Here is a 12,743-nt window from a genome sequence, read left to right on the forward strand (position 1 = left end):
GATCGCAAGAACAACCGAGATCGGCTCCCTTTCCCCCTCTCCCCCCTGGGGGAGAGGGTTGGGGTGAGGGGGTAGGATCTCGAGCCCTCCTCACAAGCCGTTGCAACTCAACTTGTTTAGGCCTGAACACTAAGGCCGTATTCGGCGGACGCATCCTGCAACCACAACCACCAGTAATCCGAGAAGCTGCGACGGATCAGCAGTTCCCAGGTGTCTTCGGCGGTGTGGCGAATCATCAGCTGCGACTTGGCGAACACCGTGCCGACGGCCTTGCCGACCGGGAAGTTGTTCGGGTGCACGTCGTAGCTGGTGGACTTCATCAGCACCTGGCGCACGTTCGGGCCGCTCAGTTCGAGCACCTGTTGGCCGCCGCTGACGTTGACGATTGCGATGTGCAGATCGCCCAGCGCCTCGCGCAGCTTCTGCTCGGCGGCGAACTCTTCACCACTCGGCACAATCAGCAGCCACTCGTCCGGGCCCATCCATTGCAGGCTGGTTTCGCCTTTGACGATCACGCTCAGGGCACCCGGCAACTCGATACCCAGGGCTTTGTGCACGCCGGCGGCAAACGCGGCATCGTGACCGTCGCCACGAATGGTCAGATGGCCGAGAAGTTTCTTCTCGCGCACGGTCACGCCGGCGCTTTTGCGGCCCTTGCCCACCAAGCTGGCGAGGTCGGCGTGATGCAGCGACGACTCGGCCTTGGCCCCGGTGGTCGGGCGTTGTTGGTAAACGTTGGCTGCGGTCATAAAGCACCCTTCCTGAATTCTGTGCCGCCCCCGCGCCAGGCGCGGGGGCGATCAATTAGATGTTCTGGCGATCGCCTTTCGGATCGAAGAACACCGAAGAAACGATTTCCGCCTCGATCACGCTGCCGTCAGCCAGCGGTGCGAACACCCGCTCGCCCAGACGCTTCAGACCGCCCTTCACTACGCCCATGGCAAACGAATAACCGAGGGAGTTGTGCGCGTAGCTGGAGGTCACGTGGCCGACCATGGTCATCGGGATCGACTGCTTGGTGTTGAACACCAGCTGTGCACCTTCCGGCAGCCATACGTTCGGATCGATCGGCTTCAGGCCGACCAGCTGTTTACGCTGGTCACGCACGCAGTCTTCACGGTTCATGCCGCGCTGGCCGATCCACGAGAACGGTTTGGTGCGACCGACGCACCAGCCCATATTCAGGTCGTCCGGGGTCATCGAGCCGTCGGTGTCCTGGCCGACGATGATGAAGCCCTTCTCGGCCCGCAGCACGTGCATGGTTTCAGTGCCGTACGGCGTCAGGTTGTACTGCTTGCCGGCCTCGACGATCTTCTCCAGCACGCCCATCGCGTAGTCAGCCTGGACGTTGACTTCGTACGACAGCTCACCGGTGAACGAGATGCGGAACACCCGCGCCGGAACACCGCCGACCAGACCTTCTTTCCAGGTCATGAACGGGAACGCTTCGTTGGCCAGGTCGATGTCGGTCACGGCGCTGAGCAGCTTGCGGCTGTTCGGGCCGGACAGGGTCATGGTCGCCCAGTGGTCGGTGACGGAAGTGAAGTAGACCTTCATTTCCGGCCATTCGGTCTGGTGGTACAGCTCCAGCCACTGCAGTACGCGAGCCGCGCCGCCGGTGGTGGTGGTCATGACGAAGTGGTTGTCGGCCAGACACGCCGTCACACCGTCGTCGAAGACCATGCCGTCTTCCTTGCACATCAGGCCGTAACGGGCCTTGCCCACGTCAAGCTTGGTCCAGGCGTTGGTGTACACGCGGTTGAGGAACTCGCGGGCGTCCGGGCCCTGGATGTCGATCTTGCCCAGGGTCGAAGCGTCCAGCAGGCCAACGCTGTCGCGCACAGCCTTGCATTCGCGCTTGACGGCGGCGTGCATGTCTTCGCCGTTTTTCGGGAAATACCACGGACGTTTCCACTGACCGACGTCTTCGAACTCGGCGCCGTTTTTCAGGTGCCATTGATGCAGTGCGGTGTAGCGCACGGGTTCGAAGATGTGCCCGCAGTGACGGCCCGCTACTGCGCCGAAAGTGACCGGCGTGTAGTTCGGACGGAACATCGTGGTGCCCATCTGCGGGATGGTCACGTTCAGCGAACGGGCGGCGATCGCCAGACCGTTGACGTTGCCGAGCTTGCCCTGATCGGTGCCGAAGCCCAGCGCGGTGTAGCGTTTGACGTGCTCGACCGACTCGAAACCTTCGCGGGTCGCCAGTTCGATGGCGGCGGCGGTCACGTCGTTCTGCAGGTCGACGAATTGCTTCGGCGCCCGTGCGGTGGCTTTTTCGTGCGGCACCTGGAACAGCGCCAGGGTCGGTTCTTCGTGACGGCTCAAGGCTTTCGGCAACACGCCTTCAACGGTCTGGAACCCGGCTTCGGACGCAGCGCGCACGCCGCCTTCAAAACCGTCGGCCAGGGAATCGCCGAGACCGTAGACGCCGTTGATGCCACCGACACACACGCGTTTCTGCGGCGCTTCGCCCGGTACGAAACCGAGGATGTCTTCGCGCCAGATCGGCTTGCCGCCGAGGTGCGACGCCAGGTGAACCACCGGGCTGTAACCGCCGGAGCTGGCGATCAGGTCGCAGTCGAGCCATTCGCCCGGGCTGGTGACCTTGTGACCTTTGACATCGATCGCCGCCACGCGGGCAGCAGTCACGTGCTTGCTGCCACGGGCCTCGATCACGGCGCTGCCGGTGAGGATACGAATGCCTTTGGCGCGAGCTTCTTCCACCAGTGCGCCACGCGGATTGCTGCGGGCGTCGGCGATGGCGACCACTTGCAGACTGGCATCGAGCCAATCCAGCGCCACGCGGTAGGCGTGATCGTTGTTGACTCCCAGCACAAGCTTTTTGCCCGGTGCCACGCCGTAACGGCGCACGTAAGTCGACACAGCGCCGGCCAGCATGTTGCCCGGTACGTCGTTGTTGCCGTAGACCAGCGGACGCTCGTGAGCACCAGTCGCCAGCACCACACGCTTGGCGCGGACGCGGTGGATGCGCTGACGCACCTGGCCGATTGGCGCGCGGTCGCCGAGGTGATCGGTGAGGCGTTCGTGAATGGTCAGGAAGTTGTGGTCGTGGTAACCGTTGACCGTGGCGCGCGGCAACAGCAGCACGTCCGGGGTGTTTTTCAATTCGGCAACAACACTGGCGACCCATTCCATCGCAGGCTTGCCGTCGAGGCTTTCGCGGGAGTCGAGCAGGCTGCCGCCGAACTCTTCCTGTTCATCGGCGATGATCACCCGGGCACCGCTGCGCGCAGCTGCCAGTGCAGCGGCCAGACCGGCCGGGCCGGCGCCGACGATCAGCACGTCGCAGTGCTGGTTCATGTAGTCGTAGGTGTCCGGATCGACTTCGGTCGGCGAACGGCCAAGACCTGCGGCCTTACGAATGTACTTCTCGTAAGTCATCCAGAACGATTGCGGGTACATGAAGGTTTTGTAGTAGAAACCCGGCGGCATCAGCTTGCCGCCGACCTTGCCGAGAATCCCCATCATGTCGTTGTTGACGCTCGGCCAGCCGTTGGTGCTGGTGGCGACCAGGCCTTGATACAAAGCCTGTTGCGTGGCACGCACGTTAGGAATCTGGGTGGCTTCGGTGGCACCGATCTGCAACACCGCGTTCGGCTCTTCGGCACCGGCGGCGAAGATGCCGCGCGGACGCGAATACTTGAAGCTGCGGCCGATGATGTCGACGCCGTTGGCCAGCAGTGCAGCGGCCAGCGAATCGCCTTCGAAACCTTTATAGACCTGGCCGTTGAAGGTGAAGCTCAGCACTTTGTTGCGGTCGATCCGTCCACCGTTGGACAGGCGATTGGTCTGGCTCATACCTTCTCTCCCAGCGCCGTCGTGGCTGTTTTCGCAGTGTCAGCCTTGTCGGTGAATTGCGGCTTGGTGCCGATCTTGTAGGTTTCGAGAATCTCGTAGGTCACGGTGTCGCGGGTGACGTTGAAGTACTGACGGCAACCGGCGACGTGATCCCACAACTCGTGGTGCAGACCGCGCGGGTTGTCGCGGAAGAACATGTAGTCGCCCCACTCCTCGTCGGTGCAGCTGTTCGGATCCAGCGGACGCGGGATGTGCGCCTGGCCGGATGCGTGGAATTCCTCTTCGGAGCGCAGTTCGCCGCAGTGAGGACAGAAGATATGCAACATGGGATTTCTCCTGTTAGTGGGCGACAGCCGCAGCGCCGTGTTCGTCGATCAACGCACCGTTGTGGAAACGGTCGATGGAGAAAGGTGCGGCCAGCGGGTGCATTTCACCCTTGGCCAGGCTTGCGGCAAACACGTTGCCCGAGCCAGGTGTCGCCTTGAAGCCGCCGGTGCCCCAACCGCAGTTGAAGAACATGTTCGGTACCGGGGTTTTCGAAATGATCGGGCAGGCGTCCGGCGTGGTGTCGACGATGCCGCCCCACTGACGGTTCATGCGTACTCGCGACAGCACCGGGAACATCTCGACGATGGCCTGGATGGTGTGCTCGATCACTGGATACGAACCGCGCTGGCCGTAGCCGTTGTAGCCGTCGATACCGGCGCCGATCACCAGGTCGCCCTTGTCGGACTGGCTGATGTAACCGTGCACGGCGTTGGACATGATCACGCTGTCGATAATCGGTTTGATCGGCTCGGACACCAGCGCTTGCAGCGGGTGGGATTCGATCGGCAGACGGAAACCGGCGAGCTTGGCCATGTGCCCGGAGTTACCGGCAGTCACTACGCCGACGCGCTTGGCGCCGATGAAACCCTTGTTGGTTTCAACACCGATGCACACGCCGTTTTCCTTGCGGAAACCGATCACTTCGGTCTGCTGGATCAAGTCCACGCCCAAGGCGTCGGCGGCACGGGCAAAGCCCCAGGCCACGGCATCGTGACGGGCCACGCCGCCGCGACGCTGAACGGTTGCGCCCATCACCGGGTAGCGAGTGTTTTTCGAGCAGTCGAGGTACGGAATCTCGTCCGCGACCTGCTTGGCGTTGAGCAGTTCGCCGTCAACGCCATTGAGGCGGTTGGCGCTGACCCGACGCTCGGAATCACGGATGTCCTGCAGGGTGTGGCAAAGGTTGTAGACACCGCGCTGGGAGAACATCACGTTGTAGTTCAGGTCCTGAGACAGGCCTTCCCACAGTTTCATCGCGTGTTCGTACAGGTGCGCCGACTCGTCCCACAGGTAGTTGGAGCGAACGATGGTGGTGTTGCGCGCGGTGTTACCGCCGCCCAGCCAGCCCTTCTCGACCACGGCCACGTTGGTGATGCCGTGTTCTTTCGCCAGATAGTAGGCAGTCGCCAGACCGTGCCCGCCGCCGCCGACGATGACCACGTCGTAGACCTTTTTCGGGGTCGGCGTGCGCCACATGCGCTGCCAGTTTTCGTGGTGGCTGAGGGAGTGTTTGAAGAGGCCGAAGCCCGAATAGCGTTGCATAGTCATGTACTCCAGAACGCTCAGCGATAAACCGGGAAGTCAGCGCACAGGGCCGAAACCTGCTGGGCGACGTTGGCCTCGACATCGGCATCGCCGAGGTTGTCGAGGATGTCGCAGATCCAGCCGGCCAGCGTCACGCACTGGGTCACCTTGAAGCCGCGCGTGGTCACCGCCGGGGTGCCGATGCGCAGGCCCGAGGTGACGAACGGCGACTGCGGGTCGTTCGGTACGGCGTTCTTGTTGACGGTGATGTGAGCGCGACCGAGGGCAGCATCCGCGTCCTTACCGGTGAGGCCCTGTCGGATCAGGCTGACCAGGAACAGGTGGTTGTCGGTGCCGCCGGACACTACATCGTAGCCACGTTTGATAAATACGCTCGCCATCGCCTGGGCGTTGTCGATCACTTGTTGCTGATAGGCCTTGAAGCCAGGCTCCAGCGCTTCCTTGAAGCACACGGCTTTACCGGCGATGACGTGCATCAGCGGGCCGCCCTGGGCGCCGGGGAATACGGCGGCGTTGAGCTTCTTCTCGATTTCTTCGTTGGCCTTGGCCAGGATCAGGCCGCCACGTGGACCGCGCAGGGTCTTGTGGGTGGTGGTGGTGACCACGTCGGCGTACGGCAGCGGGTTCGGGTACAGACCGGCAGCCACCAGACCGGCCACGTGGGCCATGTCGACGAACAGCAGCGCACCGACCTTGTCGGCGATCTGACGGAAGCGCGGGAAGTCGAGGGTCTTGGAGTAAGCCGAGAAACCAGCCACGATCATTTTCGGTTTGTGTTCGACGGCCAGACGCTCGACTTCGTCGTAATCGATCAGGCCGGTCTTGGTGTCGATGCCGTACTGCACGGCGTTGTACAGCTTGCCCGAGGACGAGACCTTGGCGCCGTGGGTCAGGTGACCGCCATGGGCCAGGCTCATGCCCAGAATGGTGTCGCCCGGCTGGATCAGCGCCAGATACACAGCGCTGTTGGCCGAGGAACCGGAGTGCGGCTGGACGTTGGCGTAATCGGCGCCGAACAGTTGCTTGGCGCGTTCGATGGCCAGGGCTTCAACCTTGTCGACGTGCTCGCAGCCACCGTAGTAGCGCTTGCCCGGATAACCTTCGGCGTACTTGTTGGTCAGGCCGCTGCCTTGCGCTTCCATGACGCGTTTGCTGGTGTAGTTCTCCGACGCGATCAGCTCGATGTGATCTTCCTGACGTTGCTCCTCGGCATTCATCGCCGCCAGCAGTGCATCGTCGTAACCCTGGATCTGGTCTTGCTTGCTGAACATCGCGTCTCTCCCAGCGGCATCTGTGCGCCATTCGTCTCGGTAAGGCACCGGCAATGACGGCAGTGCCCTTTGATGCCGATGGTATGGCCGGCGCAGGGAGGTCAAATGCCTACGGACGCCACGCAAAGGTGCGTTTACGACATAGACGTAAATGGCTTTGCCAGACTGCATCTCGGAAACACCGGAGAACCTTGTGGGAGCTGGCTTGCCAGCGATGGCGGTGGCACATCCGGCATTGATAGCGGCTGACCCACTGCTATCGCTGGCAAGCCAGCTCCCACAGGGTTATGTGAAGAGTTGGCGGACGGCGAGCAACAGCAGGAAATGTGCGGGATAGAGGGCATACGCCCAGCGGTGCATCGGAGGTGGCTGAAGATGTCGCCCATGTCGCAACAGGAACATTCCGAGCAGTGGCGCAATCAGGCATGTCGCAATGCCGAAGGTGGCGACCAGATTGCCGAACCGCGCAGATTCGTAGAGCACTTGCCACTGATTCGCGACCAGACACAACAACCCCGGCAGCAGGCTGAAATACCAGGGCTTGCGAAACACCAGCAACATCGCCAGCGGCAGCAGAACACCGAACAGACCGAACATCAGTTGCTCCGAAAACAACGCCGCCACCAGCAAAGCGCAGACGCCCAGCAATCGCGCAACCGGCGTTCGCTCCTGCCAGCCCCGCGCCACCAGCAAGCCCAGCGCCAGCGTGGGCATCACATTCAGTGTGTCGGGATCGGGAATGTACAAACGGTAGGGAATTTCGCTGAGCAGACTGAACAGCAGCAACCAGCCCAGATAGCGCCACTCGGTCTTTCGAGCCCCGCTACGCGCCAGGTTCGCCGCCATTGCCAGGCAGAACCACGGGAACGCCAACCGCCCCGGCACATACAGCCAATCGGCGCTGATCCCGACATATCGCAGGTGATCGAGCAGCATGCACACCAGCGCCAGCCACTTGAGCAGGTCGAGTGCGCCGTCACGCTGGCTCAGGTGCATAATCGGCTCGCATCCTTGTAAAGTTCTGACAGCGACATCCCGTGTGCTCCCCGGATGATCTTCGGTACAGTGCGCACCATCATTGACCCTACGAAGCGCCACAAGCGCCTCGATCACGGAAGCCGGCCATGACCGACAAGAGCCAACAATTCGCCAGCGACAACTACTCCGGTATCTGCCCTGAAGCCTGGGCTGCCATGGAACAGGCCAACCACGGCCACCAGCGCGCCTATGGCGACGATGAGTGGACAGCACGCGCCTCGGATGATTTCCGCAAGCTGTTCGAGACCGACTGCGAAGTGTTCTTCGCCTTCAACGGCACCGCCGCCAACTCCCTGGCGCTGTCGTCGCTGTGCCAGAGTTACCACAGCGTGATCTGCTCGGAAACCGCCCACGTCGAAACCGACGAATGCGGCGCGCCGGAGTTCTTCTCCAACGGTTCGAAACTGCTGATCGCCGGTACTGAAAACGGCAAGATCACCCCGGCCTCGATCCGCGAAGTCGCCCTCAAGCGCCAAGACATCCACTACCCGAAACCACGCGTCGTGACCCTGACTCAGGCCACCGAAGTCGGCAGCGTCTATACCCCTGAAGAAGTCCGCGCCATCAGCGACACCTGCAAGGAACTGGGCCTGAACCTGCACATGGACGGCGCGCGCTTTTCCAACGCCTGCGCATTCCTCGGCTGCTCGCCGGCGGACCTGACCTGGAAGGCCGGCGTCGACGTGCTGTGCTTCGGCGGCACGAAAAACGGCATGGCGGTGGGTGAGGCGATCCTGTTCTTCAACCACAAACTGGCCGAAGACTTCGACTACCGCTGCAAACAGGCCGGGCAACTGGCCTCGAAGATGCGCTTCCTGTCGGCGCCATGGGTCGGCATCCTGGAAAACGACGCCTGGCTCAAATACGCCCGCCACGCCAACCACTGCGCGCAACTGCTGGCCGAACTGGTCAGCGACATCCCGGGCGTGGAACTGATGTTCCCGGTGCAGGCCAACGGCGTGTTCCTGCAACTCTCCGAGCCTGCAATTGCCGCACTGACCGCGAAGAACTGGCGTTTCTACACCTTCATCGGCAAGGGTGGCGCGCGCTTCATGTGCTCGTGGGACACCGAAGAAGAACGCGTACGTGAACTGGCGCGCGACATCCGCGAAGTCATGTCGGCCTGATTCCCTCCCCGTGGCGAGGGAGCCTGCTCCCCCGCCACCGCTCACCTCTCCTTCCCGCTTCAGCTCCATCGTCTACATTGTTTGTCGAGCCATCGCTCACATAACAACAAGCAGGAGCTTGCGCATGTCGCTAAAAGGCAAAACCTTGTTCATCACTGGCGCCAGCCGTGGCATCGGGCGCGAGATTGCGCTGCGGGCCGCGCGGGACGGGGCCAATATCGTGATCGCCGCCAAGAGCGCCGAACCCCACGCCAAGTTGCCCGGCACCATCCACAGCGTCGCAGCGGAAGTCGAAGCGGCCGGCGGCAAGGCCCTGGCGCTGCAACTGGATGTGCGCGAGGAAGACGCCGTGCGTCAGGCGCTGGCCCAGGCCAATGAACATTTCGGCGGGATCGACGCACTGGTAAACAACGCCGGGGCGATCAAGTTGACCGGTGTGCAACACATCGAGCTCAAGCGTTTCGACCTGATGCACCAGATCAACACCCGCGCGGTATTGCTGTGCAGCCAGGCGGCCCTGCCCTATCTGAAAAAGTCCTCCGGGCACATCCTCAACCTGTCACCACCACTGAATATGGCCAGCAAATGGTTCGCCCAGTACAGCCCGTACACGGTGACCAAATACGGCATGAGCATGCTGACGGTGGGCATGAGCGAGGAGTTCGCCAACTACGGGATCAGCGTCAATTCACTGTGGCCGCAGACCATGATCGCCACGGCGGCGATCGAGTTTCAGCTGGGCAATCGGGAGTCGTTCAAGCATGCGCGCACGCCTGCGATCATGGCAGATGCGGCACATGTGATTCTGGACAGCAGCGGACGGCGGATTACCGGGCGGTTGTTGATTGATGAGGATATCTTGCGGGAGAGCGGTGTGACCGAATTTGATCGTTACCGCTTTGAACCGGGGAGTGATGCGAAGTTGATGACGGATTTGTTTGTGGATTGATCAGTGTGTCTGTGAGCCCCCCTCACCCTAGCCCTCTCCCGGAGGGAGAGGGGACTGATTGGGGGATGCTCAAGAAATACGCCGACCTGAATCTGCTTTGCCGAATCCATAATCGCCACGTTTCATCAGGTCGATGTATAGCGCAAGACACCTCGGTCAGCTCCCTCTCCCTCCGGGAGAGGGCTGGGGTGAGGGGCAAGCCTGGCGCAGGGGGCTGCCCCACCTCCGATCAGTAGTCGATCCGAACATCCCCCTTCGGCACACTGCAGCAAGAAAGAATGTACCCCTCCGCCTCATCATCCTCGGTAATCCCGCCGTTGTGATCCATCTCCACCTCGCCGCCGAGCTTGAGCACCTTGCACGTCCCGCAGATCCCCATGCCGCAGGCTTTCGGGATCATCAGGCCGACCTTGGCAGCCGCCGCATGCACGGTCTCGCCCGGCGCAACGCGGATGCTCTTGTCCGATGAGGTGAATTCCACCAGGTGCAGATCCGCTGCCGGCACTTCCGGTGCTTCCGCCGCCTGTTCGGCCTGTTCCACCGCATCGGCACGGGCCTCCGGTGGCGTGGCGCCGAAGGATTCCTCGTGATAGCGCTTCATGTCGTAGCCGGCGTTTTCCAGCAGGCGCTTGACCGCGGTCATGTACGGCGTCGGGCCGCAGCAGAACACTTCGCGCTCGAGGAAGTCCGGCACCATCAGTTCCAGCATTTTGTGGTTGAGGTAACCGCGATAACCGGCCCACGGCTCGCCCAGCCCGTGTTTCTCGCAGATCAGGTGCAGGCTGAAGTTGTCGATCCGCGACGCCATGTGCTCCAGCTCACGGTGATAAATGATGTCTTTCGGCGAGCGGGCACTGTGGATAAACGTCATGTCGACGTTGCCGTTGGTGTCGTAGAACCAGCGCGCCATGGACATCACCGGGGTGATGCCGACGCCACCGCTCAGGTACAGCACTTTCGGGCTCGGGAAATCGATAGCGTTGAACAGCCCGACCGGCCCGTGCACCGCCAGCTCCTGGCCTTCGTGCAACGTGTCGTGCAGCCAGTTGGACACCTTGCCCCCCGGCACCCGCTTGATGGTCACCGAAAAGCTGTACGGCACCGAAGGCGAGCTGGAGATCGTGTAGGAGCGCATGATCGGCTGGCCGTCGATTTCCAGCTCCAGGGTCACGAACTGCCCGGGCTTGAAGAAGAACAGGATCGGCTGGTCGGCCATGAAGCAGAAGGTGCGCACATCCCAGGTTTCCTGGATGACTTTGACGCAACGGACGATGTGTCGGCCATTGGCCCAGGTCTGGGTGGTGACCGGATTCAGGAAGCTGTTCGACATGCTGTTCTCCACGGCCGACTGTCGGCCTTCATGTGGCGATTCTGCGTATAGCGCAGACGGCCCGTTTACCTATCCGCGACATTGACATACTTATCGCGACCAGCCCCCAACCACCGGGGGTTGCGCGTCGGGAACAGATTGCACCATGTCGCCCATGGATAAGGTTCTCGCCTGCGCCGGCCCCACACTCGCCTCACACAAAGACGATTCCTTTACACCTTGCGTTGCACCTCTATTTAGCAGCAGACCCGGATTAGCCACTTTTCACCGGCCACACAGAATGGCCCAGAGGATCACATCGATGGACACCGCAAAAATCAGCCTGGGCGACCCGCTGGAACCCGCACGCAAGGCCACCGCACAAATGCTGCAGGAGCGCGAGCGCACCTATTCGCTGCCGCAACCGTTCTACAGCGATGAGCGCCTGTTCGATATCGACATGCAGGAGATCTTCCAGAAAGAGTGGTTGATCGCCGGCATGACCTGCGAGATCCCGGCCAAGGGCAACTACATCACCCTGCAGATCGGCAAAAACCCGATCATCGTCATTCGTGGCGCAGAGGGCGTCGTGCACGCGTTCCACAACGTCTGCCGCCACCGTGGTTCGCGCCTGTGCACCAGCGACAAGGGCAAGGTCGCCAAACTGGTCTGCCATTACCACCAGTGGACGTATGAGCTGGACGGTCGCCTGCTGTTCGCCGGCACTGAAATGGGCGCCGACTTCGACATGAAGCAGTACGGCCTCAAACCAGTGAACGTGAAGACCGCCGGCGGCTACATCTTCATCAGCCTGGCGGAGAACCCACCAGCCATCGATGACTTCCTGTCGACGCTGAACCACTACATGGAACCGTACGACATGGAGAACACCAAGGTGGCGATTACCACCACCTTGATGGAAAAGGCCAACTGGAAACTGGTGCTGGAAAACAACCGCGAGTGCTACCACTGCAACGGCTCGCACCCGGAATTGCTGAAAACCCTGCTGGAGTGGGACGACGTCACCGACCCGCGCGCCGACCAGGCGTTCAAGGATCACGTCGCCGCTTCTGCTGCCGCGTGGGAAGCCGAAAAAATCCCTTATGCCCACGCCAGTTTCGGCCTGCGCAACCGCATCGTGCGCATGCCGCTGCTCAAGGGCACCGTCTCGATGACCATGGACGGCAAACAGGGCTGCGCCAAACTGATGGGCCGGATCAAGAACCCGGACCTGGGCTCGATGCGCATCCTGCACCTGCCGCACTCGTGGAACCACTGCATGGGCGACCACATCATCGTGTTCACGGTGTGGCCGATCAGCGCCCAGGAAACCATGGTCACCACCAAGTGGATCGTTCACAAGGATGCCGTCGAAGGCGTGGACTACGACGTCGAGCGCATGCGCAAGGTGTGGGACGCGACCAACGACCAGGACCGCCGTCTGGCCGAAGAGAACCAGCGCGGGATCAACTCCACGGCGTACCAGCCAGGCCCATACTCCAAGACCTATGAGTTCGGTGTGGTCAACTTCGTGGACTGGTACAGCGAGCGGATGCTGAGCAACCTCGGTGCCGAGCCTGCGCCCTACCTGAAAGGCGTCCCTGTTCAGGGTTAAGCCCGCGCCGTTCAGCAAA

At 61.9% G+C, this 12,743-nt stretch carries 10 protein-coding genes; 3 read left to right on the forward strand and 7 right to left on the reverse strand.

Annotated features, from left to right (window positions below; translation table 11 throughout):
* Positions 1 to 116: 116 nt before the first annotated feature.
* The 6 genes from ACW9HX_RS05440 to ACW9HX_RS05465 form a co-directional block, all read right to left on the reverse strand.
* Positions 117 to 749 carry a sarcosine oxidase subunit gamma gene (locus ACW9HX_RS05440; protein ID WP_096817792.1) on the reverse strand — a complete coding sequence of 211 codons (633 nt, stop codon included), beginning with the start codon at positions 747 to 749 and terminating at the stop codon, positions 117 to 119.
* Between the two features lie 55 nt (positions 750 to 804).
* On the reverse strand, positions 805 to 3,822 hold the full coding sequence (locus tag ACW9HX_RS05445) for a sarcosine oxidase subunit alpha (RefSeq protein WP_457379784.1): 3,018 nt from the start codon (positions 3,820 to 3,822) through the stop codon (positions 805 to 807).
* Positions 3,819 to 4,148 carry a sarcosine oxidase subunit delta gene (locus ACW9HX_RS05450; RefSeq protein WP_011336273.1) on the reverse strand — a complete coding sequence of 110 codons (330 nt, stop codon included), beginning with the start codon at positions 4,146 to 4,148 and terminating at the stop codon, positions 3,819 to 3,821. The genes ACW9HX_RS05445 and ACW9HX_RS05450 overlap by 4 nt, the downstream gene beginning before the upstream one ends.
* A 13-nt stretch (positions 4,149 to 4,161) precedes the next feature.
* Positions 4,162 to 5,412 carry a sarcosine oxidase subunit beta gene (locus ACW9HX_RS05455; protein ID WP_003206307.1) on the reverse strand — a complete coding sequence of 417 codons (1,251 nt, stop codon included), beginning with the start codon at positions 5,410 to 5,412 and terminating at the stop codon, positions 4,162 to 4,164.
* Positions 5,413 to 5,432: 20 nt separating this feature from the next.
* Positions 5,433 to 6,686, reverse strand: a complete 1,254-nt coding sequence (glyA, locus tag ACW9HX_RS05460) for a serine hydroxymethyltransferase (RefSeq protein WP_457379785.1) — start codon at positions 6,684 to 6,686, stop codon at positions 5,433 to 5,435.
* Between the two features lie 285 nt (positions 6,687 to 6,971).
* A complete protein-coding gene (locus ACW9HX_RS05465) occupies positions 6,972 to 7,682 on the reverse strand; it encodes a TraX family protein (RefSeq protein ID WP_457379786.1) in 711 nt (236 codons plus the stop codon).
* Between the two features lie 128 nt (positions 7,683 to 7,810).
* Here ACW9HX_RS05465 and ACW9HX_RS05470 point away from each other — a divergent pair, with 128 nt between their 5' ends.
* Both ACW9HX_RS05470 and ACW9HX_RS05475 read left to right on the forward strand, forming a co-directional pair.
* Entirely contained in the window at positions 7,811 to 8,851 is a 1,041-nt protein-coding gene (locus ACW9HX_RS05470; RefSeq protein WP_457379787.1) for a threonine aldolase family protein, read from the forward strand.
* A 124-nt stretch (positions 8,852 to 8,975) separates the two neighbouring features.
* A complete protein-coding gene (locus ACW9HX_RS05475) occupies positions 8,976 to 9,800 on the forward strand; it encodes an SDR family oxidoreductase (RefSeq protein ID WP_457379788.1) in 825 nt (274 codons plus the stop codon).
* A gap of 229 nt (positions 9,801 to 10,029) precedes the next feature.
* On the opposite strand, the gene gbcB is transcribed toward ACW9HX_RS05475, so the two are convergent.
* The gene (gbcB, locus tag ACW9HX_RS05480) at positions 10,030 to 11,130 is read right to left on the reverse strand and encodes a glycine-betaine demethylase subunit GbcB (protein WP_457379789.1); all 1,101 of its coding nucleotides are present in this window, start codon (positions 11,128 to 11,130) and stop codon (positions 10,030 to 10,032) included.
* A gap of 301 nt (positions 11,131 to 11,431) precedes the next feature.
* Here gbcB and gbcA point away from each other — a divergent pair, with 301 nt between their 5' ends.
* A complete protein-coding gene (gene gbcA, locus ACW9HX_RS05485; RefSeq protein ID WP_457379790.1) occupies positions 11,432 to 12,724 on the forward strand; it encodes a glycine-betaine demethylase subunit GbcA in 1,293 nt (430 codons plus the stop codon).
* The last annotated feature ends 19 nt before the right edge of the window (positions 12,725 to 12,743 follow it).

Source organism: Pseudomonas sp. SDO52101_S400 (genome assembly GCF_054071635.1).